The organism is Arthrobacter sp. AG258 (assembly GCF_004364695.1).
Taxonomy (GTDB): domain Bacteria; phylum Actinomycetota; class Actinomycetes; order Actinomycetales; family Micrococcaceae; genus Arthrobacter.
This window is the reverse complement of record NZ_SOBI01000006.1, coordinates 321364-347991: the sequence shown is the minus strand read 5'-3', so window position 1 is coordinate 347991 and position 26628 is coordinate 321364. Positions and strand designations below refer to the sequence as shown.

The 26628-nt window shown below is 67.7% G+C and carries 20 protein-coding genes and 1 pseudogene; 13 read left to right on the top strand and 8 right to left on the bottom strand.

The window, feature by feature from the left end; all coding sequences use genetic code 11:
* The 5 genes and pseudogenes from DFO47_RS15090 to DFO47_RS15070 all read right to left on the bottom strand — a co-directional run.
* Positions 1–791, bottom strand: a pseudogene (locus DFO47_RS15090) (hypothetical protein); the annotation flags it as partial.
* Positions 792–935: 144 nt separating this feature from the next.
* Positions 936–2165 (bottom strand): adenylate/guanylate cyclase domain-containing protein, encoded by a 1230-nt coding sequence (locus DFO47_RS15085; protein ID WP_133832176.1) that lies wholly within the window; start codon positions 2163–2165, stop codon positions 936–938.
* Positions 2155–2751: a PH domain-containing protein gene (locus DFO47_RS15080; protein WP_018762997.1), complete on the bottom strand. Its 597-nt coding sequence runs from the start codon at positions 2749–2751 to the stop codon at positions 2155–2157. Before DFO47_RS15080 ends, DFO47_RS15085 begins: the two co-directional genes overlap by 11 nt.
* A complete protein-coding gene (locus DFO47_RS15075; RefSeq protein WP_133832175.1) occupies positions 2744–3652 on the bottom strand; it encodes a biotin--[acetyl-CoA-carboxylase] ligase in 909 nt (302 codons plus the stop codon). Before DFO47_RS15075 ends, DFO47_RS15080 begins: the two co-directional genes overlap by 8 nt.
* Positions 3653–3771: 119 nt before the next feature.
* A complete protein-coding gene (locus DFO47_RS15070; protein ID WP_026264931.1) occupies positions 3772–4659 on the bottom strand; it encodes an NAD(P)-dependent oxidoreductase in 888 nt (295 codons plus the stop codon).
* 215 nt (positions 4660–4874) lie between these two features.
* Between DFO47_RS15070 and DFO47_RS15065 the strand changes: the two genes are divergently transcribed.
* The 4 genes from DFO47_RS15065 (at position 4875) to DFO47_RS15050 (ending at position 10183) form a co-directional block, all read left to right on the top strand.
* Positions 4875–6458 carry an acyl-CoA carboxylase subunit beta gene (locus tag DFO47_RS15065; protein ID WP_018762994.1) on the top strand — a complete coding sequence of 528 codons (1584 nt, stop codon included), beginning with the start codon at positions 4875–4877 and terminating at the stop codon, positions 6456–6458.
* Between the two features lie 11 nt (positions 6459–6469).
* Entirely contained in the window at positions 6470–6697 is a 228-nt protein-coding gene (locus tag DFO47_RS15060; protein ID WP_133832195.1) for an acyl-CoA carboxylase epsilon subunit, read from the top strand.
* Positions 6698–6806: 109 nt separating this feature from the next.
* Positions 6807–8492, top strand: coding sequence for a DUF885 domain-containing protein (locus DFO47_RS15055; RefSeq protein ID WP_133832174.1), 1686 nt, complete (start codon positions 6807–6809; stop codon positions 8490–8492).
* A 251-nt stretch (positions 8493–8743) separates the two neighbouring features.
* Complete coding sequence (locus tag DFO47_RS15050) at positions 8744–10183, top strand: dicarboxylate/amino acid:cation symporter (protein ID WP_133832173.1); 1440 nt, start codon at positions 8744–8746, stop codon at positions 10181–10183.
* A gap of 145 nt (positions 10184–10328) precedes the next feature.
* Here DFO47_RS15050 and DFO47_RS15045 read toward each other — a convergent pair whose 3' ends face one another.
* Positions 10329–10889 (bottom strand): hypothetical protein, encoded by a 561-nt coding sequence (locus DFO47_RS15045; RefSeq protein ID WP_018762990.1) that lies wholly within the window; start codon positions 10887–10889, stop codon positions 10329–10331.
* A 175-nt stretch (positions 10890–11064) separates the two neighbouring features.
* On the opposite strand from DFO47_RS15045, the gene DFO47_RS15040 reads away from it, so the two are divergent.
* The 6 genes from DFO47_RS15040 to DFO47_RS15015 all read left to right on the top strand — a co-directional run bounded on the left by DFO47_RS15040 (position 11065) and on the right by DFO47_RS15015 (position 18133).
* On the top strand, positions 11065–11736 hold the full coding sequence (locus DFO47_RS15040; RefSeq protein ID WP_133832172.1) for a TetR/AcrR family transcriptional regulator: 672 nt from the start codon (positions 11065–11067) through the stop codon (positions 11734–11736).
* 16 nt (positions 11737–11752) lie between these two features.
* Positions 11753–14275, top strand: coding sequence for an MMPL family transporter (locus tag DFO47_RS15035; RefSeq protein WP_133832171.1), 2523 nt, complete (start codon positions 11753–11755; stop codon positions 14273–14275).
* A 9-nt stretch (positions 14276–14284) separates the two neighbouring features.
* On the top strand, positions 14285–14929 hold the full coding sequence (locus tag DFO47_RS15030) for a nucleoside triphosphate pyrophosphatase (RefSeq protein WP_018762987.1): 645 nt from the start codon (positions 14285–14287) through the stop codon (positions 14927–14929).
* A 129-nt stretch (positions 14930–15058) separates the two neighbouring features.
* A complete protein-coding gene (locus tag DFO47_RS15025) occupies positions 15059–16870 on the top strand; it encodes a biotin carboxylase N-terminal domain-containing protein (protein WP_133832170.1) in 1812 nt (603 codons plus the stop codon).
* Between the two features lie 17 nt (positions 16871–16887).
* Positions 16888–17325: a nuclear transport factor 2 family protein gene (locus DFO47_RS15020; RefSeq protein WP_018762985.1), complete on the top strand. Its 438-nt coding sequence runs from the start codon at positions 16888–16890 to the stop codon at positions 17323–17325.
* Positions 17326–17401: 76 nt separating this feature from the next.
* Positions 17402–18133, top strand: coding sequence for a glutamine amidotransferase (locus tag DFO47_RS15015; protein WP_133832169.1), 732 nt, complete (start codon positions 17402–17404; stop codon positions 18131–18133).
* Positions 18134–18190: 57 nt separating this feature from the next.
* Here the strand turns inward: DFO47_RS15015 and DFO47_RS15010 are convergent, their stop codons facing one another.
* Positions 18191–19600 carry an MFS transporter gene (locus DFO47_RS15010; RefSeq protein WP_018762983.1) on the bottom strand — a complete coding sequence of 470 codons (1410 nt, stop codon included), beginning with the start codon at positions 19598–19600 and terminating at the stop codon, positions 18191–18193.
* Between the two features lie 279 nt (positions 19601–19879).
* Here DFO47_RS15010 and DFO47_RS15005 point away from each other — a divergent pair, with 279 nt between their 5' ends.
* The 3 genes from DFO47_RS15005 to DFO47_RS14995 are packed head-to-tail and all read left to right on the top strand — an operon-like array spanning position 19880 to position 25114.
* Positions 19880–21355: an MFS transporter gene (locus tag DFO47_RS15005; RefSeq protein WP_018762982.1), complete on the top strand. Its 1476-nt coding sequence runs from the start codon at positions 19880–19882 to the stop codon at positions 21353–21355.
* A gap of 1 nt (position 21356) precedes the next feature.
* Positions 21357–23564, top strand: coding sequence for a molybdopterin oxidoreductase family protein (locus tag DFO47_RS15000; protein ID WP_133832168.1), 2208 nt, complete (start codon positions 21357–21359; stop codon positions 23562–23564).
* Positions 23561–25114, top strand: a complete 1554-nt coding sequence (locus DFO47_RS14995; RefSeq protein ID WP_133832167.1) for an FAD-dependent oxidoreductase — start codon at positions 23561–23563, stop codon at positions 25112–25114. Before DFO47_RS15000 ends, DFO47_RS14995 begins: the two co-directional genes overlap by 4 nt.
* Positions 25115–25147: 33 nt before the next feature.
* Here DFO47_RS14995 and DFO47_RS14990 read toward each other — a convergent pair whose 3' ends face one another.
* Positions 25148–26563, bottom strand: coding sequence for an NAD(P)H-quinone dehydrogenase (locus DFO47_RS14990; protein WP_026264929.1), 1416 nt, complete (start codon positions 26561–26563; stop codon positions 25148–25150).
* Positions 26564–26628 lie beyond the last annotated feature (65 nt).

Sequence of the window (26628 nt, the reverse complement as noted above, 5' to 3'; positions counted from 1 at the left end):
TGCTGCAACTTCGCATCCCGCGCATTCTCCAACACCAGCCGCTTACCACCAGGCAAAAACAGGTTCCCCGCCGCAGCATCCAACACCACCGGCTTGTCCCCCACCACCGTCATCTGCAGATCCCCGGAACCCTTCAACCCCTCCCAGGTACTGGACTCCGAGGACATCACCGCACCATTGGCATCCACCCCCGTCACGGACACCACCCCGGACTTCGGATCCGCCGAATAAATCCGGTCATCAGACCCCACCGCGGAAACAATCCCCTCAGAACCCACCATGACAGGCTCCGACGCTTCCTCATCAAAACCATTCACCGTCGACGGAGACACCGCCCACACCTTGCCCGACGCCGGATCCGTCACCGAAATCGTCTGCGCCCCAAAACTCACCGCAGCAGAACCCGGCAACCGCTTATCCCCACCCAGGCGCATATTCGCCGGCGACACCTGGTTCAACGTCGAACCAGTCGCATCATCAACAAACACCTCACCCGCATGCTGCAACACATCAAACGTCGTCGACGCCGGCGTCACCGCACCATCAAGCACCCGCGAAGGATAATTCAACCGCCCAACAGCATTCTTGGACTTCGACACCACCCACACGCCACCATCATTCAACTCAACCTCAGTGGTCTTAAACCCCGGATACAACACCGCACCCGTCACCACCACAGCCACCACCACACCAAACGCAGCCCCGGCGGACCACCGCGAGCGCAGCAGCCGGCGTTTCGAGGGCATGGCGGAACCAGGGTTTTCAGCGCGCGATTGGTCGCGACGTTCCATGAAGTGTTATCCCCCGATAGCTCTCTGCCCCTGCCGGCAGCCGGTGGCACAGGACCCCGGGCATCACAACCATACCGCTATCCGCCAACAAGTGGACAAATTGTTTTCGGGCAGCCCCGGGTCACCCGTCGCCGGGTGGTGCCCCTAGTCCAGGACCAGGCCCTTGCCGCGTCCGCGGGTGAGGCGGACGGGTTTGATTTCGCCGAAACCGCGGACATTTTCCGGGTCCTGGGGAATCATGACGAACCGCTCGTCGTGCTCCAGGGCGGAGGCGGTCATCGAGTCCACCAGCACGGTTCCCGGGTCCGCGAGCGTGGTCAGCCTGGCTGCCAGGTTGACGGTGGGGCCGTAGATGTCACCGAGGCGGGAGAGGATCCTGCCCCAGACCATGGCCACCCGGGCTTCGGGGAGGATTTCGTCTGCGGTGAACGCTTCAGCGAGCGCCAGGGAGATCTCGGCACCTGCGGCGGGTGTTTCGGCGATGTACAGGACTTCGTCGCCCACGGTCTTGACCAGCCTGCCACCGCCTACCGAAATGATTTCAGCGCATTTGTTTTCGAACCGCTGGACCAGGCGGGCCAGTGTTTTTTCGTTCATCCGCCGGGACAGGCTGGTGTAGGACACCAGGTCGGCGAAACCAACCGCACGTGCCAAGGGCAACGGCGCATCGTCTTCGTCGCCTTCCCGGCCTTCTTCGCTGGCCTGGAGGCCCGCCTCGGCGCGGACCGCGAGCCGCTGGACGCCTGCGTTGAGCTGGCGGCGCCAGGAGTACACCAGCACTTCCTCGAGCGCGTCCACGAGGGCGGGAAGTTCGTTGACCAGGCGCTTGCGGGCCACGGCGTCCGTGACGCCCTGCTCGTGGACCATGTCCTCGACCAGGGCCTCGATCTGCCACACGACCATGCGATCCGTCATTTGGCCGATTGCCCGGGTGACTGAAATCGCCGCTTCCTCGGTGAGTTTGCCGGCGCGGACCAGGTCCACCACGGTGGACAGAGCCGCCTGGTCGCGTTCGGTGAAGGCAACGTCTTCGTCGCCAAAGTTCGGGAAGCCAAGGGCGCGCCAAAGTTTCCGGGCGGAGAGGAGGGAAAGACCGGCGCCGGCGGCCACTTCACGACGACGGAGCTTGCGCTCCCCGCCAAGGAGACGTGCTTCCAGGGCCTTCATGGCGAGGCGCTCGGCGGACATGGCACCGGTGGGCGGGTGCCTGTCTGCGCCGGTGTCGGGAGCGGAGGTGCCGGGAGCGGAGGTGCCGGGCGCGGAGGTGCCGGGCGCGGCCGCGTCGACGGCGGCAGCGGTGTCGGCGGCGGTGTCGATGGCGCCGATGCCGGGATCGATGCTGTTGACGCGTTCCTGCTGGTCCTCATCGGTCATCCCGTCCACCTTCTCTCATGTCCTCCGGAAAAGCACCGGCGGGATAAAACGTCGCATCCGGCAGGGCATCGGCCTGGTCCGGCAGTTCCCCGATGGCGTCGAGGATAAAGTCGCGGAACCGGGCAACCTCGGGCACGTCCGGAAAGGTCACCACGCCCTGGTACCCGGTTTCCAAGGATATATTCCCGGAGCGCACCAACCGCTGAAGGAGCGATTCATGGACGGTCAGGTTACGCACGGATACCAGGTTCACTTGTTGGTCACGCCTGTTCAGCATGCCGTACCGGGCCACCATCCGCTGGCTGGTCAGGGTGTACCGGGTTCCCTGCCAGCGGAGGAGCCGCGGCAGGCAGTAGCCCAGCCACACGGCGGCGACAGCAAGGACGCAGCCGGCCACGAGCCATGATGTCCATTGCCGGTTCAGGACCGGCGCCACCCGGGCAGCGCCGCCGCGGATGATCCAGGCGCTGGCAAAGGCTGCCAGCGCGGGGGCGAGCACGAAGGCTGCGGCGGCACCGGCGAGCTTCCTGGGCTGCGGGCGGGTGGTGACGATGACTTGTTCCCCGGGAAGGAGGCTCTTACGCATAACCGCCTTGGCCGGAGTTTTCCGGTGCTGTCCACGGCCTCAGGTGCACCACGTCGCCGGCCGTCACCACATGCTCCCGCCCATCGCGGTCCACCACCAGCAGGGAGCCGTAGTCATCCAGCCGGGAAGCGTGTCCAATGATCTCGTGGTCGCCGGGCAGCTGTGCACGAACCTGTTTGCCCAGCGTGACCATCACCGCCTCTATCCGCTTGTGCAGGGAAGGGCCGCCGGCCATCCCGGCCGTGGGGTCGCCGTCGGCGTTGCAGAAACTGCGGTACAAGGTGGCGAAGTGGGTGAGGTAGCTCTTGAGCAGGACGGTGCGGTCGGTGGTCCGGGCGCCTTCAAGTGCCACCGATGTTGCGGTGGGGACCGGGAGTTCGCGTTCGCGGAGGGTGACGTTCAGGCCGGTGCCCAGGACCACCGCGGGCACCTTGCCGTCAGCCATCGGACCAAGCTGGGCCAGGATGCCGGCGATCTTCCGGCCGCGCACCAGGACGTCGTTGGGCCATTTGAGCTCGGCCGGGATGCCGGCGGTATCCAGCAGCGTCTCGCGCAGTGCGAGGGCGGCGATGAGGGACAACCAGGAGTAGCTCTGGGTGGGGAGCGGCCGGCCCTCCGCGTTGACGGGACGCAGCACCACGGAGACGGACACCGAGCTCAGCGGCGGCGCTTCCCAGCGCCTGTCCAGCCGGCCCCTGGCGGCGGTCTGGTATTCGGCCGTCAGGACTGAAAGGTCCGGCCAGGCCGAAGGGTCCACCGTGACGGCACGAAGAAGGTCAGCGTTGGTGGAGCCCGTCGAGTCCACGACGTCGATCCGGGAAATGCCTGTGGCGGAGAGGAAACGCTGGTCGGCCAGGTCCACTGGGTTCAGGGGGGTGCCCGGTACGTGCGTGTCATCCATACCTGAATCCTACCGAGCGAAGCTGGAGACTACCCATCAGCACGGATTCCTCCCGGGGCCGTCCACCACCCGCAACAACAGGGAGGTGGCCGGGCGGTCCGGGCGGGACCCAACCGGCCCTAGAGGAAGATGTCCGGAACCAATTGGTCCTCGGCCGCACCGAGGCTGTAGGGCCGGAAATCAGTGACGCCGGCGCCCGCCAGGACCTGCTCGTCCGTGTAGAAATTGCCCGATTCCGCATCTCCTGCGGCAAGGTGGCTTCCGGTCAGGACGGCGTGGGCGGCATCGGCCATGATCTGCGGGCCCCGCGCGGCCAGCACCATCGTTGAGCCGTGGGGCATGTTGCGGATGGCGGCCGTATCGATCAGGGTGCACGGCCAGAGCGAGTTCACCCGGACGCCGTCGGCCTTCAATTCCTCGGCCAGGCCCAGCGTGGTCAGGCTCATCCCGTACTTGGCCATGGTGTAGGCGAGGTGCTTTCCCGCCCAGGAGGGGTGGAGGTTCAGCGGCGGGGACAGCGTCAGGATGTGCCCGTGCGCCGAGGCCCGGAGGGCGGGGAGCGCCAGCTTGGAGAGCAGGAAGGTGCCGCGGACGTTGATGTCCTGCATGAGGTCATACTTTTTCATGTCGACGGCGTCCGTGGTGGACAGGTCGATGGCAGAGGCGTTGTTGATGACGACGTCGATGCCGCCGAAGCGCTCCGTGGCGGCAGCGACGGCTCCGGCCACGTCCTCGTCCCGGCGGACGTCGCCCACCAGGGGCAGCGCCTGGCCGCCGGCCTCCACCAGTTCTTCGGCGGCGGTAAAGACCGTGCCCGCCAGTTTGGGGTGGGGCGTGCCGGTCTTGGCCAGGAGCACGATATTGGCGCCGTCCCGGGCCGCCCTCTTGGCGATGGCCAGGCCGATTCCGCGGCTTCCGCCGGAGATGAGGATGGTGCGTCCTGCCAGGGAACCGGCTGCCCGGTAGGGGCTCCGGGGTGCCTGCAAAGCCTCGTCGCTTGAAGTCATGGAAACACTGTAGCCCAACTAAGTTACTGGCGGGTAACATAACGGAGAGGGTGCTGGAACCGCAGAAAATTGTAGGTTCCCTACAGCTGCGGGCGCACAAACCGTCATTAGACTTGCCACCAGGGTCCTTCTTTTGTGTGGATGCTACTTAAAGCTCCTGCGAATGCGGACCGACTGCCAACAGAACTGACTTGCTACAGAGCCGGAGACACTTGATGAGCCACGATCTGACAACGACAGCGGGAAAGATCGCAGATTTCCGCGACCGCCAGGCGCGTGCCGCACAGCCCTCCGGCCCCGAGGCCATCGAAAAGCAGCATGCCCGCGGCAAGAACACGGCCCGCGAACGCATCGAGCTGCTGCTGGACGAAGACTCGTTTGTTGAATTCGATGCCCTCGCCGTGCACCGCTCCACGGCATTCGGCATGGAAAAGAAGAAACCGCTGGGCGACGGCCTGGTCTCTGGCTACGGCACCGTCGACGGCCGGCTGGTGGCCGTCTACAGCCAAGACTTCAGCGTCTACGGCGGCTCGCTGAGCCAGGTCAATGGCGAAAAGATCGTCAAGGTCCAGGAATTTGCCCTCCGCAACGGCTGCCCCGTGGTGGGGATCCTGGACGGCGGCGGCGCACGCATCCAGGAAGGCGTGGCATCCCTTGCCATGTTCGCGGACATCTTCCGCAACAACGTGCACGCCTCAGGCGTCGTGCCGCAGATCTCGCTCATCATGGGCCCCTCCGCCGGCGGTGCCGCCTACTCCCCCGCCCTCACCGACTATGTTGTGATGGTGGACAAGACGTCCCATATGTTCATCACCGGCCCGGACGTCATCAAGACCGTCACCGGGGAGGACGTGGACATGGAAACGCTGGGCGGTGCCCGGCAGCACAACGCCACCACAGGAACGTCCACCTACCTGGCCTCCGACGAAACCGACGCCATCGAGTTCGTGCGCGAACTGCTGGACTTCCTGCCCTCCAACAACCTGTCCGAGGCACCCGTGCTGGGACACCAGCAGGAGTTGGAGGTCGACGACGACGACCTCGCCCTGGATGCGCTGGTTCCGGATTCCGCCAACCAGCCCTACGACATGCGGGCCGTCGTCGAACAGATCGTGGACGACGGACACTTCCTGGAGATGCAGGCCCTGTACGCCCCCAACGTGATGATCGGCTACGGCCGCGTCGAGGGCCACACGGTGGGCATCGTGGCCAACCAGCCGCTCCAGTTCGCCGGCACCCTGGACATCGCCGCCTCCGAAAAGGCGGCCCGGTTCGTGCGCCACTGCGACGCCTTCAACATTCCCATCATCACCCTGGTGGACGTTCCCGGCTTCCTTCCGGGCAAGGACCAGGAGTTCCAGGGGATCATCCGCCGCGGCGCCAAGCTCCTCTACGCCTACGCCGAGGCGACCGTCCCCAAGCTCACGGTGATTACGCGCAAGGCCTACGGCGGCGCCTACATCGTGATGGGCTCCAAGAAGCTCGGCGCCGACCTGAACCTTGCATGGCCCACCGCGCAAATCGGCGTCATGGGCGCCCAGGGTGCCGTCAACATCCTCTACCGCCGCGACCTTGCCGCCGTTGCGGAAAACGGCGGGGACGTCGAAGCGCGCCGCGCCGAGGTCATCCGCCAGTACGAGGAAGAACTCCTCAACCCCTACCAGGCGGCAGAGCTGGGCTACGTGGACGCCGTGATCGCCCCCTCCGACACCCGGGTCCAGATCATCAAGGGACTGCGGGCACTGCGCGACAAACGCGCCAGCCTCCCGGCCAAGAAGCATGGGAACATCCCGCTGTGACGCCTGACCAGATGCCGGTGGTTGAGCCTGCCGAAACCCCGACCGCGCCGCTGTTCTCTGTCGTCAAAGGACAACCGAACGCCGAGGAACTCGCCGCGCTGGCCGCCGTCGTCCTGACCCTTGGCGGCCCGACGCCTGCCAAGCCTGCCGCACCCAGCGTGCGGCACTGGGTGCGCCGGCAGCAGTTGCGGCTCGCGCCGTCGCCCGGCCCCGGCGCGTGGAAGCGCAGCCACGGCTGACGCTCCCCAGCGCCTCCCTCACCTCGCTTCGCTCACCTCCCTTCGCTCGGCCAGGGAACCCGCGGCCGCGTGGGCCCGCCCTGTCCGCCCGGCCGGGTAGTCTCGGAATGTGACTACAGACACTGCACCCGCCGCGCGCCCGCATACCCGCATCGACGCCGTCGCCGATGACTACACCGACACCCTCATCAGGCTCAACCCGACCTTCGCCACGACTCTCGGCCTGCCGGGCCACGAGACGGAATACCAGGACTTCTCTCCTGCCGGCATCGCAGGTTTCGCCGAGGCCGCGCGAGACGCGCTGGCCGCACTGGAGGGCCTGCAGCCGGAAGACGACGTCGACGCCGTCACCCTGGACGCGATGCGGGAGCGGCTCGGGCTGCAACTGCTGATCCACGCCTCCGGCTGGGAGTATGCCGAGCTCAACAACATCGCCTCCCCCGCCCAGGACATCCGGGCCATCTTCGACCTCATGCCCACCGCCACCTCGCAGGACTGGGAGCACATCGCGGGCCGCGCCGGCAACGTGCCGGCGGCCATCAGCGGCTACATCGAATCCCTCCGCGTCGCCAGGGACGCCGGCAAAGTCGCCGCCGCGAGGCAGGTCCGGATCGTCATTGAACAGGTCACCAAGTACGCCGCCGACGACGGATTCTTCGCCAAGCTGGCCGCCGGTGCAGCCACCGCCGGCGGCCCCCTGCCCGCGCCGCTCCAGGAAAAGCTCGACGCCGGAACCGGCGCGGCCCGGAGCGCCTACGTGGGGCTGGCAGAGTTCCTGCGCACCGAGCTGCTCCCGGCAGCACCCGAAAAGGACGCAGTGGGCAGGGCGCGGTACGCGCTGGCTTCGCGTGCATTCCTCGGCGCCGAAGTGGACCTGGAAGAAACCTACGCCTGGGGCGTCCAGGAACTGGAGCGCCTCATCGCCGAACAGGAACGCGTCGCCGACAGCATCAAGCCCGGTGCCACCATCGCGGAGGCCAAGGAAATCCTCAACAACGATCCCGCCCGGCAGCTCAAGGGGACCGATGCCCTGCAGGCCTGGATGCAGGATCTTTCGGACAAGGCCATGGCTGGGCTCGCCGGCGTCCACTTCGACATCCCCGAGGCCATGAAGACCCTCGAATGCCGGATCGCCCCCACGGACGAGGGCGGCATCTACTACACCGGCCCGTCAGATGACTTCAGCCGGCCCGGCCGCATGTGGTGGTCCGTCCCGGCCGGCGAGGACACCTTCACCACCTGGGCCGAGACCACCACCGTCTACCACGAGGGCGTCCCCGGCCACCACCTCCAGGTAGCCACTGCCACCTACCGCCGCGAACTGCTCAACAAATGGCGGCGCAACGTCTGCTGGACCTCGGGCCACGGGGAAGGCTGGGCCCTCTACGCGGAGAAACTGATGCAGGAGCTGGGGTACCTCACCGATCCCGGCGACCACCTGGGAATGCTGGACATGCAGCGCATGCGGGCTGCCCGCGTCGTCTTCGACATCGGCGTCCACCTCGAACTGGACATGCCCGGGCGCTGGGGATCCGGTACCTGGACAGCAGAGACGGGTTACGGCTTCCTTAAGGAAAACCTCCCCATCAGTGAGGGCCAGCTCAACTTCGAGTTCACCCGCTACCTTGGCTGGCCCGGCCAGGCACCCTCCTACAAGGTGGGCCAGCGGCTTTGGGAACAAATCCGCGCCGAGCTCGAAGCCCGTCCCGGGTTCGACCTGAAGGAGTTCCACACCAAGGCCCTCAACATCGGCTCCGTAGGACTGGACACCCTCCGCCGGGCGCTCTTGTCTTGACCCTGAACTGCGCGGCCCCAAGGGGCCCATCCTCTGCGCGCTGCTCGTTCCTCGCTTTGACACGCGCTGCCGGATGGGCCCCTTGCTGGCTCCGCGGGAGACATTAAGCACACCCATCGTGGGAATAAGTAACAAATACCGCTGCCTGCCTTGTGTTCACGGGTGTTTCCAGCGCATAGCACAATTGTTGCCGCGTAATATTTCTCAATATTCTTTCGACGTGGTATGCGGTGCAGGTCTAGCTTGTTCTGGTGACCACTCAGACAAGCACCCCATCCTCCGCGGGGAAGACCGGATTCCAGTTGCCCAAGTGGGCTTCCTCCTTCGGCTTCCAGATCATCGCCGCCCTCATCGCGGGCTTGGGCCTCGGCCTGCTCGCCAAGTACACCGGCAGCACCAAGACCAACCCGAACGCCCTCGGCGCCACGCTGCAGACCATCGGCTCGAGCTACGTCTCGCTGCTGCAGACCGCCGTTGTTCCGCTGATCTTCACCGCCGTCGTCAGCTCCATCTCCAACCTGCGCCAGGTATCCAACGCGGCAAGGCTGGCATGGAACACGCTCCTGTGGTTCGCCATCACGTCCCTGATCGCCGTGCTGATCGGAATCGGCCTGGGCGTGCTGCTGCAGCCCGGCGCCAACACCGGCATCACCGAGGAAGCCAAATACACCGGCAAATCCGGTGACTGGTGGGCATTCCTCGTGGGCCTCTTCCCGAAGAACTTCCTCGGCCTCGGCGCCAGCTCCACGGTTGCCGACTCCGGCGCAGTCACCACGTCGGTCAGCTTCAATGTCCTCCAAATCCTGGTGATCGCGATCGCCGTGGGCGTTGCGGCCCTCAAGGTGGGCAAGGCCGCTGAACCCTTCCTGAACCTGAACGCTTCGGCCCTTGCCGTCATCCAGAAGGTGCTGTGGTGGATCATCCGCATCGCCCCGCTTGGCACCATCGGCCTGATCGGCAACGCCGTCGCAGTCTACGGCTGGGACACCATCGGTTCCCTGGGCAAATTCGCCGTCGCGATCTACGTGGGCCTGGCCCTGGTCCTGTTCGTGGTCTACCCCATCCTGGTCCGCAGCCACGGTCTGTCCATCAAGCAGTACTTCTCCGGTGTATGGCCGGCCGTGCAGCTGGCCTTCGTGTCCCGCTCCTCGGTGGGTACCCTGCCGCTGACCCAGCGCGTCACCGAACGCAGCCTGGGCGTCCCCCGGGCCTACGCTTCCTTCGCAGTGCCGCTGGGCGCCACTACCAAGATGGACGGCTGCGCCGCCATCTACCCGGCCGTTTCCGCGATCTTCGTGGCACAGTTCTTCGGCATCCACCTGGACTTCAGCCAGTACGTGCTGATCGCCCTGGTCTCCGTGCTGGGTTCCGCAGCGACCGCAGGCACCACCGGCGCCGTAGTGATGCTCACGCTGACGCTCTCCACGCTGGGACTCCCGCTGGCCGGCGTCGGACTCCTCCTCGCCATCGACCCCATCCTGGACATGGGCCGGACCGCGGTGAACGTGGCGGGCCAGGCGCTGGTTCCCACCATCGTGGCCAAGCGCCAGGGCATCCTCGACGAGTCGCTGTACAACGCACCGCGCAACGGCACCCCGTTCGTGGACGACCACGAAACCGCAGCCGGTGAGCCCACCGACGGCACCACTGCCGACACGGCACCGCGCGAGCTGCAGGACGCCAAGGCGTAAGGGCAGCCGCACAGCATGAAGTCCCCCGGGAAAACTTCCCGGGGGACTTCATGCCGTTAAGGGCTTCATGCTGTTAAGGGCTTCCTACTGCCCGGGGCGTCCACCGGCCAAGGGAATCGCAGGGCCGCCCGACCGGAGGAATCAGTCAGCGCCCGCCGCCACCGATCACACCATTCTGGACCGCCTTGGTCACGGCATCGGCTTCAGCCTGCGTCAGCTTCCCGTCCGTCACAGCCTTGTCCAGGCGGGTCTTGAGCTCAGCAGCGTGCTCAGACTGCTCATCGCTGCGGATCTCCTGGAGGGCCGCCGTCACCTTCGCTTCGTCGATGCCCAACGCGCCGGCCAGCGACTTCGCCAGCGCCGCTTCCCTGGCGGCCGGGTCCGGTTTCTGCCCCTCGGCCGGGGCAGTGGGCTTGTTGGCATCGCGGAAGGCCTTCAGCGCGTCCTGGACTTTGGTTTGGTCCACGCCGAGCTTCGCGGCCAGCGCAGCAGCCCGGTCCTCGCCGTGTCCGCCACGGCCACCATGCCGGCCCATGCCGTCGGGGGCCCCGCCATTACCTGAGTCAGCCGGGGCGCTTGAGCTCGCGCTGGGCGCGGGCGCGGGTGTCGTGGTGGTTGCGGAGGCCATGCCGGCCACCCCGATCCCGGCGCCGAGGACCAGCGCAGCCGCTGACAGGCCCAGGGTCATCTTCTTGGTACGTGACATCTTTCGTCTCCTGATTCGCCGCCCTGCGACGGCTGTAGGTTTACGCCTCTCTCACTGAGACACACCAAGCATCCACCGCGAGCTTCAGGAAAGGCTGTTGGGAACCTTTCGATCTCCTGTGAATGCACGTGAAAAATACTTGCATGTAGTGCAAAGTTGCACGTAGTGTAATCCTGTGCCAAACGCCTCCCCCCACGACCAGCAGGCACCCCCATCACGGAGGGAACTGAACAAGGCAGCCACCAGGCAGGCCATCACGGACGCCGCCCTGGAACTGCTGCGCGCAAAAGGTCCGGGAAACTTCACAGTGGAGGATATTGCCGACGCCGCCGGGATCTCGCGCCGCACCTTCTTCAACTACTTCAGCAGCACCGACGCCGCGCTGGCGTCCATCGTGCACGGCTTCCTGGACACTGCCATCCAACAGTTCCGGCTCCGCCCGGCAGAGGAGCCCATGCTCGAATCGGCCCAGGCAGCCCTGTCGGCCCTGGCCGATCCCGAGGCCGTCGCTCCACTGGCGGAACTGTTTACCCTGACCCAGCAAAGCCCCCTGATGGCCCACTCCGAACTGGAGGCATGGGACCACTGCCGGGCGCAGGTCTTCGCCGTCGCCCGCGAGCGCCTCGCCGGCACCCCGGGCGGGCAGGACGAACTCTATGTCCATGCCTTGGCCGGCTCCATCATCTCCTGCGGCAAGGCTGCCATGGAGGTCTGGTTCAGCCGGCGCGGCCCCGACCTCACAACAGGGTCCCTGACCGAGCTGCGCCAACTGTTAATTGATTCGATTGCCCTGCTGGGCACAGGCTTCGCTCCCCCTGCTTCACCTTCCGCTGTCCGCTCCTCCTGATCAGATCGGTTCCCGCATGGCACTCCTCCTCTACCGCCTTGGCAAGTTCTCCTACCGCCGGCGCTGGCTTGTCATCTCCTTGTGGCTCGCCGTGCTGGTGGCCGTTGGCGGCTCGGCCGCAGCGTTCCACGGCACCTTGTCCAACAACTTCCAGATCCCGGGCACAGAGACCCAGCGGATCGCTGACAAGCTCAAGCAGGACCTGCCGTCGGCTTCAGGCGGCAGCGCCACGATCGTATTCGAAGCCCCGCCCGGCGGGTTCACGGACCAGGGCCGCGCAGCCGTCACGGACGCGCTGAAGAAGCTCCAGGCCCTGCCCGAGGTCCGCGGCATGGTTGACCCGTTCGCCACCCAGGCCCAGGTGGACCAGGCAGCCAAGGCGATCACCGACGGTGAACAGCAATTGGCCGCCGGCCAGGCCCAGCTGGACTCCTCACGGGCACAGCTGGAGGCAGGCAAGGCCCAGCTGGCCGCGGCTGAGCAGCAGCTCACGGCCGCAGGGGCACCGGCTGCGGTGATCGACGCGCAACTGGGCCAGCAGAAGGCGGCACTGGCAGCAGGCCAGGCCAAGCTCGACGCCGGAACCCGGGACCTGGAGGCCAGCAAGGCCAAGCTGGAGCTCGGCAAACGCCAGGCCCAGGCGGCCTCCGCCATCCGCTTTGTCTCGGAGGACAACCAGGCCGCCGTCGCCCAGGTCCAGTTCAACACCTCCATCAACGGGCTCTCCCCGGCGGTCCGGAAACAGGTCCAGGACATCGCTCATGAAACGTCCTCAGCCGGCGTCACGGCACTGGCCAGCAAGGAGATTACGGAGGACATCTCGGCCCTGTTCGGCACGGCGGAGATCGTGGGCATCGCCGTCGCCGCGCTGGTCCTGATCCTCATGCTGGGTACCCTGATCGCCGCCGGCCTCCCGCTGCTGATGGCCATCATCGGCGTCGGAGTTGGCGTCGGCATCACCTTCGCACTCTCCGGCCTGTTCGACATGAGCTCCATCTCCCCCATGCTGGCCCTCATGCTCGGCCTCGCCGTCGGCATCGACTACTCGCTGTTCATCGTCAATCGGCATCGGACCCAGCTCCTCGCCGGGATGGACGCCGAGGAATCGGTGGCCCGGGCCAACGGCACCTCGGGCAACGCGGTGGTCTTCGCCGGCCTCACCGTGATCATCGCCCTGGCCGCCCTGGTGGTCCCCGGGCTGCCGTTCCTCACCGTCATGGGCCTTGCCGCAGCAGGGACCGTAGCCGTGGCCGTGCTCGTGGCCATCACGCTGACCCCCGCCATGCTGTCCCTGATCGGCCGCCGCATCATCTCCCGGCGGGCGTGGGCCAAGGCCGAGGCGCACAACGCCGAGCCGGGCCATGAAGCCGCGGACCTCGCCACCGACCGCCAGCGCAGCACCCGCGGCTGGGGCGGACTCGTCACCCGGCACCCGTGGGTGGCACTGGTGGCCGGCGTCCTGGTACTCGGCACCCTGGCGCTGCCGGCAACCCAACTGCAACTGGCCCTGCCGGACGGCGGCTCCGAGCCCGTCGACTCGGAGGCCTACCAGGCCTACGACCTGACGGCGCGCAGCTTCGGCGAGGGCGTGACAGGTCCGATCGTGGCGGTGGGCGAGTTCCCGGCGAATCTCGACGCGGCCCAGGCACAAAAGCTGCAGTACGACATCGCGGACAAGCTCCGCGCCGTGGACAACGTGGTGGCCGCAGTGCCGGTGGCCCTCAGCGATGACCGCCGGACCGCCGTGTTCCAGGTCATTCCCAAGGAAGGCCCCGCCAGCGCCAGCACCGTCAAGGTGGTCGCCGAACTGCGCGGACTCAACGGCGAAATCCAGTCGGACTACGGCGTGGCCATGGGCCTGACCGGGCAGACGGCCGGCAACGTGGATGTCTCCACCAAGCTCGGTGCCGCCCTGCCGCCCTACCTGGCGATCGTCGTCGGGCTTTCCCTGGTCCTGCTGTTGCTGGTCTTCCGCTCCATCGTTGTCCCGCTGCTGGCCACCGGCGGCTTCCTGCTGTCCCTGTCCGCGGCCTTCGGCGCGGTGGTGGCGGTGTACCAGTGGGGCTGGCTGGGTGGCGTGTTCGACGTCGCCAACCCGGGAGCCGTGCTCAGCTTCCTGCCCATCATCCTGATCGGCGTGTTGTTCGGTCTGGCCATGGACTACCAAGTGTTCATCGCCTCCGGGATGCGTGAGGCGTACATGCACGGCTCCGAGGCCAAGGAAGCTGTCCGGGTGGGCTTCCGGCACGCAGCCGCCGTGGTGACGGCCGCCGCGATCATCATGGTCAGCGTGTTCTCCGGCTTCATCTTCAGCCACCTCACCATGGTCCGGCCGCTGGGCTTTGCCATGGCCTTCGGCGTCCTGTTCGACGCCTTCGTGGTCCGCATGACCATTGTCCCGGCCGTGATGTACCTGCTGGGCGCCAAGTCCTGGTGGCTGCCGCGCTGGCTGGACCGGATCCTGCCGGACGTGGACGTCGAAGGGGCCAAGCTCAACCGCGGGCAGGCCGCCCCCACCCCGGGCGAACTGGTCCACTAGGCTGGAACCGTGCACCACCTGATTCTCGCGTCCCAGTCCCCCGCCCGCACCAAGCTCCTGGCCGAGGCCGGCATCCGGCACACGGTCCTGGTGTCCGACGTCGACGAGGAAGCCGTCCAGGAGCGGTACGGCGTCACCGACCCGCATGACACCGCGCTGCTGCTCGCCAGGGCCAAGGCCGAGGCCGTGGCGTCCCTGCCGGAAGCGGAGGGTGCCCTGGTACTGGGCTGCGATTCGGTCTTCGAGTTCGACGGCGAGGCGCACGGCAAGCCCTACACGGCCGACGTCGCCCGGGACCGGATGCTCCGGATGAGCGGCAGCGCGGGGGTGCTGCACACGGGACACTGGCTGGTGGACTGCAGGGACACGGACGACGACGGCCCGGGCGGCCGCGGTTCGGGCGCCACGCTCGGGGCGGTCGCCTCTGCCGAGGTCACCTTCATGGACATGGAGCCGGCGGAAATCGACGCCTACATCGCCACCGGCGAGCCGCTGCACTGCGCCGGTTCGTTCACCATCGACGGCCTGGGTGGGGCCTTCATCCGGAAGGTCGACGGCGACCCGCACGCCGTCGTCGGCCTGTCCGTCTCCACCCTCCGTGGCCTCCTGGCCGCCGCCAATGTGCGCATCACGGATCTCTGGCCCGCGCGGTAAGTCCTCCATTTTCGGGACGCCTTGTAGCTTCCCTACAAAGGAAGCCTGGTTTACACGCGGATTCCGCAAGTAATATCGGCGGAACCCTCAAAACCGCGCTAGGCTCCCTGAAGGAAAGAAGGAGACGCCTTGTCAGCAAATTTGGAGCAGTCCGCAGGTCCCACGCAGTCGACGACCCTCACCAAGGTGCTGATCGCCAACCGCGGGGAAATCGCCGTCCGCATCATCCGTGCGGCCCGGGACGAAGGCATCGCCTCGGTGGCCGTCTACGCCGACCCCGACCGGGACGCCCTGCACGTCAAACTCGCCGACGAGGCCTATGCCCTGGGTGGCACCACGGCCGCCGAGTCGTACCTGGTGATGGACAAGATCATTGACGCCGCCCGCCAGTCCGGCGCCGACGCCATCCACCCCGGCTATGGGTTCCTGGCCGAGAACGCCGACTTCGCCGCCAAGGTCATCGCCGCCGGCATCACCTGGATCGGCCCCTCCCCCGAGGCCATCTCCGCCCTGGGCGACAAGGTCCAGGCCCGCCACATCGCCGAGAAGGTCGGCGCCCCGCAGGTCCCCGGCACCGCCAACCCCGTGGAATCCGCCGAGGAAATCCTGGAATTCGTGGACAAGTTCGGCCTGCCCTTGGCCATCAAGGCGGCTTTCGGCGGCGGTGGACGCGGCATCAAGGTGGCCCGCACCCGCGAGGAAATCCCCGAACTCTTCGAGTCCGCCGTCCGCGAAGCCACCGCCGCCTTCGGCCGCGGCGAGTGCTTCATCGAGCGCTTCCTGGACGCTCCCCGGCACGTGGAGACCCAATGCCTCGCCGACGCACACGGCAACGTCGTGGTGGTCTCCACCCGCGACTGCTCCCTGCAGCGCCGCAACCAGAAACTGGTCGAAGAGGCGCCCGCCCCGTTCCTCACCCCGGAACAGAACCAGCGGCTCTACGAATCCTCCAAGGCCATCCTGAAGGAAGCCGGTTACCTGGGCGCGGGGACCTGCGAGTTCCTGGTGGGCCAGGACGGCACCATTTCCTTCCTTGAGGTCAACACCCGCCTCCAGGTGGAGCACTGCGTCTCCGAGGAAGTCACCGGAATCGACCTGGTCCGCGAGCAGTTCCGGCTGGCCCGCGGCGAGGAACTCGGCTACGGCGACCCCGAGGTTCGCGGCCACTCCTTTGAATTCCGCATCACCGGCGAGGACCCGGGCCGCAACTTCCTGCCCTCCCCCGGCACCATCAGTGCCCTCAAGAACCCCACCGGGCCCGGCGTGCGGATCGATTCCGGCGTGGAGCAGGGCGATGTCATCAGCGGCAACTTCGACTCGATGCTCTCCAAGTTGATCGTCACCGGCGCCACCCGCACCCAGGCACTGCAGCGCTCCCGGCGTGCCCTGGAGGAAATGGTGGTCGAGGGCATTCCCACCGTCATCCCGTTTGATCTCGCCGTGGTCAGCAACCCCGACTTCGCCCCCGCGGAGGGCCCGTTCAAGGTCCACACCCGCTGGATCGAGACCGCCTTCGTCAACGACATCCCCGCCTGGACACCCAGCGGCACCGCGGAAGAAGAGTCGGAGGCCGGCGAACGCCAGCGCGTCGTCGTCGAGGTGGGCGGCAAGCGCCTGGAAGTGGTGCTCCCCGCATCCCTCGGCGTCCCCGGCACCGCCGCAGCCGCCGGCAAGCCCGGCAAGTCCAAGAAGCGCTCACGGTCAGCAGGTCCCGCCGCTGCCACGGGCAATGCCCTCACTTCCCCGATGCAGGGAACCATCGTGAAGGTCGCCGTTTCGCACGGTGACGTGGTGTCCGAGGGCGACCTGGTGGTGGTCCTGGAGGCCATGAAGATGGAACAGCCGCTGACGGCGCACCGTTCCGGCACCATCACGGGACTGACGGCAACGGCGGGCGAAACTGTGTCCGCCGGCGCGGTCATCGCCACGATCGAAGACTAGAAAGCGCTGCGCCGGACATGCTCGCACCAAGCTTCCAGGAAGAAGTGGACCGCTACCACCAGGCGGTTCCCGAAATCACCCGGGGCAACCCGGCCCCGATCAAGGACCTGTACTCCCGGCAGGACGATGTCACCCTGGCCAACCCGTTCGGCGGCATCGCCCGCGGCTGGGCCCAGGTGGAGGCCCGCCTTGACCAGGCGGCCCGGCAGTTCCGCGACGGCGAGATGCTGGGCTTCGACACTGTCACCTCCTACACCGCCCGCGACACCGCCTACCTGGTGGAAACTGAGCACTTCCGGGCGCGGCTGGACGCCGCGTCCGCCACGGAGGAATTTGCCCTGCGCGTCACCAGCATCTTCCGCCGCGAGGAAGGCTACTGGAAGCTGGTGCACCGGCACGCGGACCCCGCCGCCCGGCCCCAGTCCCGGCGCTCCCTGACCCAGCCCGCCGCCTGACCTGCCGCCGCACCGGTTCGCCGTCGGGACGGTCCGGGTGCTGGCAGGGCGCGCCGCCAGCAGGCAGACTTAGCAGATGCTGCCTTTCCTGCTTCTCGCATCCCGGGCCGAGGATGCCGCCGCCGACGACGAATATGCGGCCTACCTGCGGTACGGCGGACTGGAAGAGCGCGAACTTCACCGGGTCCGGCTGGAGGCCGCACCGCTGCCCGCACTGGACCTTTCGCGGTACTCCGGGGTGATCGTCGGCGGCAGCCCGTTCACCTCCAGCGATCCGCCCGGGAACAAGAGCGCGGTGCAGCACCGGGTGGAACGGGAACTTTCGGGCCTCCTGGACCAGCTCGTGTCGCTCGACTTTCCGTTCCTTGGTGCCTGCTACGGGGTGGGAACCCTGGGCACACACCAGGGCGCGGTGATCGATCGGACCTACGGCGAGCCGCTGGGCGCCGTAGAAATCGAGCTGACGGAGGCGGGAATGCAGGATCCCCTCCTCCACGGGCTGCCCCGGACCTTCACGGCCCTGACCGGCCATAAGGAAGCGGTCAGTTCCCTGCCACCGCACGCGGTGCTGCTGGCGCGCTCCGCCACCTGCCCGGTCCACATGTTCCGGGTCAAGACCAACCTCTACGCCACCCAGTTCCATCCCGAACTGGACGCGGAGGGGCTGGTGACCCGGATCGACATCTACCGGCACGCCGGGTACTTCGCGCCGGAATCCGCCGGGGAACTGATGGCGGCGGCACGCCGGTCCACCGTGACCGAGCCCATGACCGTCCTGAAGAACTTCGTGGCACGCTACGCCCGCTGAGCATGACAATGCCCGGCGGGCCGGATGGCCGCGCCGGGCATCGTGGCGTTGGAGAAATCAGGCCACGTTGTTCTCGTAGTCAAGGTCGCGGGTTTCGCGCGTGAGGAACAGCGCGATCAGTGTCAGCACGGCCATGGACGTCAGGTACAGGCCCACCAGGACGGGGCTGCCCTTGGCCGCTTCCCAGAGCGCGACGGCGATGAACGGCGCCACCGCTGCACCCAGGATGCTGGAGAAGTTGTAGCTGATGGCAGAGCCGGTGTAGCGGACGTTCGTGGGGAACAGTTCCGGCAGCAGCGCCCCCATGGGCCCGAAGGTCAGGCCCATCAGGGAGAAACCAAGGATCAGCAGGCCCATGGTACCCACGAACCCGCCGCTGAACAGCGGGACGAACAGCAGGCCGAACACGAAGATTCCGGCGGTGACGGCCATCAGCATCTTGCGGCGGCCGTACTTCTCGGCGAGCGGGCCGGAGACCAGGGTGAAGATGCCGAAGAAGACGACGCCGGCGATCAGCATCCAGAGGAAGTCGTTGCGGGTGTAGCCCAGGCCGGGGACGAACGCGGCAGCGGCCGCCTCCGTCATGGGCTTTCCGGCCTTTTCGGCGGCCGCCTGCGCACCGGCCAGCGTGGGCTTGGTGCCGTAGGTGAGGGTGAACGTGGTCATCAGGTAGAAGAGCACGTAGGTGGCCAGCATGATGAAGGTGCCCAGGATCAGCTGGCGCCAGCTGGTCTTGAAGACGCGGCCCAGCGGAAGTTTCGCCACTTCGTTGGATTGCACCACCTTGGTAAAGGCGGGGGTTTCGATCAGCTTAAGCCGGACGTACAGGCCCAGGATGACCATGACGGCGCTGAGCAGGAACGGTACGCGCCAGCCCCAGGCCGCGAACGCCTCCGGCGAGAGCGTGTAGCTGGCCACGAGGAAGATGACGTTGGCGATGATGAAGCCAATGGGGGCGCCCAGTTGAGGGAAGGTGCCGTAGATGGCGCGCTTGTTGGCGGGCGCGTTTTCCGTGGCCAGCAGGGCCGCGCCGCTCCATTCGCCGCCCAGGGCCAGGCCTTGGGCAAAGCGCATGATGACGAGCAGGGCCGGTGCCCAGAATTCCCAGCCCGGTACCAGGGCGGTGGGGAGGCAACCGATCAGGAAGGTCGCAATGCCCATGGTGAGCAACGACGCCACAAGGGTTCCCTTGCGGCCAAACTTGTCACCGAAGTGGCCGAACACGATGGAGCCAAGTGGACGTGCGACGAACGCCACGCCAAAGACGGCGAAGGAGCTCAGCAGCTGGGTGGTCTCGTTCTGGCCCGGGAAGAAGAGCTTCGGGAAGACGAGCACGGCGGCAGTGGCGTAGACGTAGAAGTCGTAGAACTCCACGGTGGTGCCGATCAGGCTCGCCACGATGACGCGGCCGCGGGAGTTCACCGGCTGGTGCGAACCGGGCACCGTGGTGGTATCGGGGGATGACATAGGTAAGCGCTTTCGTGAGACCGGCCGGGCACAGGCGGGGCCGCCTCCCGGCTCGAATAATTAGAGTTCGATCTTACTTCGCTGCGTCCAGTCAATGGACGAATCGTCCATCATGCGGACACGTGTTGTGCGTCTCACCATGCGGGCCTCCACACCGGGCCTCACGCCGACGTACAGGCCCGGATAGGCAAAAGTCACAGCGCGTTAACAAACATCGTCCGTCCGCGAAACGAGCCGTCCCTACCTTGGAGGAACAACATCCCCTGAAGGAGGTAACCCGTGACTGTTGACCGCACCGTTGATGCCGGCGCCGGAAATACCCTTGACCTCGAAGAGGCCACTGGACCGGCAGCCGTTGCCGCATCCGCCAGCGCACAGCCCGGCCGTACCCGCACCACAGACGCCCCTGCCCTTGAATTCCGCCCCGGCCGCTGGATCGCCAACTGGGATGCCGAGAACAAGGAGCAGTGGGAAACCGCCGGCCGCGCCATCGCCCGCCGCAACCTGAACTGGTCCATCTTCGCCGAGTTCCTCGGCTTCGTGGTGTGGCAGCTGTGGTCCATCGTGGTGGTCCAGCTTCCCGCCGCCGGCTTCACCTTCTCCACCTCGGAGATCTTCTGGCTCATCTCGATGCCCAGCCTCGTGGGCGCCACCCTCCGCATTCCCTACACGTTCATGGTCCCCCGCTTCGGCGGACGGAACTGGACCATCGTCTCCGCACTGCTGCTCCTGATCCCCTCCACCGGACTGGCGCTGTGTGTCTCCAACCCGGACACGCCGTTCGGCGTCATGCTCCTGGTGGCTGCCCTCGCCGGCTTCGGCGGCGGCAACTTCGCCAGCTCCATGGCCAACATCACGTTCTTCTACCCGGCGAGGGAAAAGGGCTGGGCGCTGGGCCTGAACGCCGCCGGCGGAAACCTGGGCGCCGCCGTCGCACAGCTTGCTGTCCCGATCGTCATCACCCTCCTCGCAGCCGGCACCGTCAACCTGCCTATGGCCGGGTGGATGTGGGTCCCGTTCATCCTGCTGGCAGCATTCGGCGCCTTCAAGTACATGAACAACCTCACCAGCGCCAAGGGCGACGTGGCCGGCTCGGTCGCGGCGCTGAAGGAACCGCACCTGTGGATCATGGCCCTGCTGTACATCGGCACCTTTGGCTCCTTCATCGGCTTCGCCGGCGTGTTCCCCAAGCTCATCAAGGACTACTTCCCCGCGTTCTCCTCCATCGGAGTGGGGACCGTGGCCCTGTCCCTGGCCTTCCTGGGCCCCCTGGTGGGTTCGCTGGCCCGCCCGTACGGCGGACGCATGGCGGACCGGATGGGCGGCGCCCGGATGACCGTTGCCGCCTTCGCCTCCATGGCCGTGATCACGCTGACCATGGTTTGGACCCTCCCGCTGAAGAACTTCCTGCTCTTTCTGGTCCTTTTCCTGATGCTGTTCACCGCCAGCGGCTTCGGCAACGGCGCCACCTACCGGATGATCCCGGTCATCTTCGCCACCTCCAGCCGGGCTGCCCGCAACGGTGCCAACCCGGTGGCCACCCAGCGCCTGGCGTCCTCGGCCCTCGGACTGATCTCCGCGATCGGAGCCTACGGGGGCTTCGTGATCCCCCAGGTGCTGAATGCCTCCAGCACCGCCAGCGGCTCCTACACTCCGGCCTTCTACGGATTCGTCGGCGCGTATGTCCTCATGCTGGTGGTCTGCTGGACCTGCTACATCCGCAACGCCGGCCGGAACGCGATGGGGCACGTCTAACATGACCAAAAGCGCCGACACGCACTGCCCCTACTGCGCCCTGCAGTGCGCCATGACGCTCACGTCCCCCGCGGACCTGGCCCCGGCTGAACAGCCGGGGCCAGGCCCCGTGCCTGCCCTGAACCCCGCGGCAGCCCTGGAAGTTGCCGGCCGGGACTTCCCCACCAACCGCGGCGGACTCTGCCGCAAGGGGTGGACCTCCCCCACGCTCCTGAACCACGCGGGCAGGATCACCGAGCCGCTCCTGAAGGGTCCCGACGGCGTCCACCGGCCGATCGGCTGGGACCAGGCCCTGGACCTGGCCGCCTCGGCAGTCCGGGATGCCCGCGCCCGCCACGGGGCCGACTCCATAGGTGTTTTCGGGGGCGGCGGACTCACCAACGAGAAGGCCTACCAGCTGGGCAAGTTCGCCCGGCTGGCACTGGGGACCTCCCGGATCGACTACAACGGCAGGTTCTGCATGTCCTCGGCAGCGGCCGCCGGCATGCGCGCCTTCGGCGTGGACCGCGGCCTGCCCTTCCCGCTCGAGGCCCTGGATGCCGCCGGCACCATCCTCATGCTGGGTTCGAACGTCGCCGAGACCATGCCGCCTTTCGTCCAGCACCTGCAGGGTGCCCGCAATGCCGGCGGACTGATCGTGGTGGATCCGCGCCGCTCCGCCACGGCAGCCTTCACAGCCGACGGCGGCGGCATCCATCTCCAGCCACTGCCGGGCACTGACCTGGCCCTGCTGCTCGGGCTCTCGCACGTGGTCATCCACGAAGGCCTGGCGGACACCGGCTACCTGCAGGAGCGCACCACGGGCTACGACGCCGTAGCCCGCAGCCTCAACGCCTTCTGGCCCGAGCGCGTGCAATCCCTCACCGGCGTGCCCGCGGACCTGATCCGGGAAACCGCCCGCAGGCTGGCCGCCGGAGCACAGGCAGGCGGCAGCTACATCCTGACCGGCCGCGGCGTGGAACAGCACGTGGACGGCACCGACACCGCCACCGCCGCCATCAACCTCAGCCTCCTGCTCGGCCTGCCGGGCTCGGCCCGCAGCGGCTACGGAACGCTCACCGGGCAGGGCAACGGCCAGGGCGGCCGCGAGCACGGCCAGAAGGCGGACCAGCTCCCCGGCTACCGCAAGATCACCGACCCCGCCGCCCGGGCCCACGTCGCCGCTGTCTGGGGCGTCCCCGAAGCGTTGATCCCCGGGCCCGGCCTGCCCGCCGTCCAGTTGCTGAAGTCGCTGGGACAGCCCGACGGCGTCTGGTGCCTTTTCGTGCACGCCTCCAACATCGCCGTGGCCGCCCCCGACGCCAACGCCGTCATCAAGGGTCTGCGCAGCCTGGACTTCCTGGTGGTGTGCGACTTCTTCATGTCGGAGACCGCCGCGGAGGCCGACCTCATCCTTCCGGTCCTCCAGTGGGCCGAGGAGGAAGGCACCCTGACCAACCTGGAAGGTCGCGTCCTGCGCCGGCGCCGCGCCATCTCCCCGCCCGCCGGTGCCCGCAGCGAACTGTGGATCATGGCCCGGCTGGCTGAGCGGTTGGACGCCCCCTCCACCTACAGCGAGGACCCTGAGACGGTCTTCGAGGAACTGCGGCTTGCCTCCGCGGGCGGGCTGGCCGACTACTCGGGCATCGACTACGCCATGCTGGACCGGGGCGAAGCCGCCTACTGGCCCTACCCTGCCGGCAGCACCGGCACGCCGCGGCTCTTCCGGGACGGCTTCGCGCACCCCGACGGCAAGGCGGTCATGGTCCCGGTGGTTCCACGCCGCCGTCGCCCCTCCACTGCGGACCCCGGCGCAAACGCGGCGGCCGGCGCCAAGGAAATGACCCTCATCACCGGGCGCCTCCTGGAGCACTACCAGTCCGGCGCGCAGACCCGGCGGGTCCACGAACTTCTCGCCACCCAGCCGGAAGCGAAGGCCCAGATCCACCCTGCGGCCGCCGAGGCACTCGGCATCACCGCCGGCTCCCTGGTCTCCGTGGCCAACGCACGCGGCGAGGTGGTGTGCCGGGCGGAACTCACCAGCGCCATCCGGCCCGAAACGGTCTTCCTCCCCTTCCACTTCCCGGGATCCGAAAGCGCCAACCGGCTGACCGAAGCAGCCACCGACCCCATCTCCGGGATGCCTGAATTCAAGTTCAACACCGTGTGGGTCCGGCCCGTGGCCGCCCCCGATTCCGCCCGCATGCTGCAAAAGACGGAGGCCTCATGAGCGAGCAGATTGTGATCGTGGGATTCGGCCCCGTGGCCGCCAGGCTGGTGGACGAGGTCCTGCCCGCCGTCCGCGGCGGGCACGCCCGGCTCACCGTAGTGGGTGAGGAGTCCGAGGCCGCCTACAACCGCGTCCTGGTGGCGGACCTCGGCGTCGGCCGCACCACCGCCGGCGCCCTGGCCCTCGCCGACGCCGCCGACCTGGCAGCCGAGGGAGTGGACGTCCGCCTGGGCGTGCGGGTCAAGCGGGTGGACCGGGCGCGGCAGCAGGTCCTGCTGTCCGACGGAACCGTCGTGCACTACGACAGGCTGGTGTTTGCCACCGGATCACGGCCCGTCATCCCCAACCTCACCGGAATCAACCCCGATCCCGCCTCCCCCGTGCTTCCCGCCGGGGTCACGGCCTTGCGCGATCTCCGCGACGCGGACGTGCTCCGCCAGGCGGTGGACGGCGGCAAGCGGGTGGTGGTCCTGGGCGGCGGCGTCCTCGGGCTGGAGACGGCACTCGCGGCCGCGGAAGAAGGGGCTACGGTCACCGTGGTCCACAACGGGCCGCACCCCCTGGGCCGCAGCATCGATCGCGGCGGCGGGGCCGTCCTGGCCGCCGGGCTGCGCCGGTGCGGCGTGAGGGTGGCAGGCAACGCCCGTTCCACGGGCGTTGAGCACAACGCGCCCGACGGCGGCTTCTCGGCGTTGCTGCTCGACGACGGGTCCGCGATCGACGGCGACCTCCTGGTCATCTCGTGCGGGGTCCGTCCCCGAACCGAACTGGCCGAAGGCTGCGGACTGTCCACCGGCACCGGGATCCTGGTGGACCACCGGCTGCGGGCGCACCACGAACCGCACATTTTTGCCATCGGCGACTGCGCGGAGGTTCGCTGCCCGGATCCGGGCTGCGCCGCATGCAGGAACGCCATGGGCCCGTCCGGGCTGGTAGGGCCCGGCTGGCGCCAGGCCGAATGGTTGGGCGGCTACCTCACCCTGCTGGCCGAAGGGGCAGCGGCGGAGGCGGACCTGCTGCCGGCCCTGCCGCCGGAACAACCGGCCGTCGTGGTGCTGAAGGCCCGTGGCCTGAACATGGCGGTGGCCGGGAACAACGGCGCCGACCCCTGGGACGAAGAAGCGCTCACCGCAGGTGCCGTCAACGGCAGGCCGCGCCTGCAAATCGCCCAGTGGGCCGATCCGGAGCACGGCCGCTACGTCAAGATGACCACCCGCGGCGGCGTCCTGGAGGGCCTGGTGTCAGTGGGAATGCCGCGGACCGCGGCCGAACTGGTGGGCCTTTTTGAACGCGGCGCCGAACTGCCCGCCGACCGTTCCCTGCTCCTGCGCCTGGACGGGCCGGACCTGGTCCCCGGCGCCGCCGACCCCGCAGGCACCGTCTGCCGGTGCGCCGGTGTCAGCGGAGCGGCGATCCAAGGCGCTGTGGAGGGCGGCTGCTCGACGGTGGCGGACGTGTCCAAGGCCACCCGGGCAGGCACCGGCTGCGGCGGCTGCCACGAGGACATCAAGGGGCTTATCGAGAAGCACTTCTCCCCGGCCCTCCCCTAACCCCGCAAGGCCACACGGGGCCCCGGCCTTGCCCTACATGTGGACGTGCAGGCGGCGGGCGGCCTCGGAGATGGAGCCGGTCAGCGACGGGTACACGGTGAAGGTGCTGGCGAGGTCGTCCACGTGCAGCTTCTGCTTGACCGCGATGGCGATCGGGAAGATCAGCTCGGACGCGTTGGGCCCCACCACCACGCCGCCGATGACGGTTCCGGAGCCCTTCCGGGCAAAGATCTTCACGAAGCCGTCCTTGGCGTTGCGCATTTTGGCGCGGGCGTTGCTGCGCAGCGAAAGCTTGATGATGTCCGCCTGGTATTTGCCGGACTCGATCTCCGCCTCGGACACTCCCACGTTGGCGATTTCCGGGGACGTGAAGATGTTCGACGCCACCTGGTGGAGCTTGAGCGGGGTCACGCCGTCGCCCATGAAGTGCGCCACAGCGATGCGGCCCTGCATGGCGGCCACGGAGGCCAGCGGCAGGACGCCGGTGCAGTCGCCGGCGGCGTAGATGTTCGGGGCCGTGGTGCGGGATACCCCGTCAACCTTGATGTGGCCGCTGTCGCTGACGGCCACGCCGGCTTCTTCAAGGCCCAGTCCGGCGGTGTTGGGGATGGAGCCCAGGCAGAGCAGGCAGTGGCTGCCGGTCACGGTGGAGCCATCGGCGAGGGTCACCACGACGCCGTCGTCCGTACGCTCCACGGACTGGGCGCGGGAGCGGGACAGGACCCGGACCCCACGGCGCTCGAAGACTTCTTCCAGTACCACCGCGGCGTCGACGTCGGAGCCCGGCAGCACGCGGTCGCGGCTGGAGACCAGGGTGACCTTGGATCCCAAGCCGTTGTAGGCGGAGGCGAATTCGGCACCCGTCACGCCGGAGCCGACGACGATCAGTTCCTCGGGAAGTTCGTCAAGGTCGTAGATCTGGGTCCAGTTGAGGATCCGCTCACCGTCCGGGCGGGCAGTTTCCAGTTCGCGGGGGTGCGCGCCAACAGCCAGCAGGATGGTGTCGGCTTCCACCGTCTCGGTGCCGTCAGCGGTCAGGACCTCGATGGTGTGGTTATCCACGAGGCGGCCGGACCCGGCAATGATCCGCACGCCCACCTTCTCCAGGCCCTCGCGGATGTCATGGGACTGGGTGCGGGCCAGGGTGAGGAGGCGGTCATTGATGTGCTTAAGATCAGCGTGCATCACCGGCACGAAATCGCCGCCGTCGACGTCGAATTTCACGCCGAGCTCGCCCGCCTCGGCCACCCGGGCCATGAGGTCTGCCGTGGCGATGAGGGTCTTGGAGGGAACGACGTCGGTCAGCACCGCGGAGCCGCCGAGCCCGGCACGTTCGATGATGGTGACCGTTGCCCCCAGCGAGGCGGCGACCATGGCCGCCTCGTATCCGCCGGGACCGCCTCCCAGGATCGCGATTCGGGGGGAACTGAAATCTGGATGCGTAGTCACAGTCATCCATTCTCGCCCATCTCCGGCCTGACCACCAAGAAAACAGGGCGTTTTCCGGGCCGGCC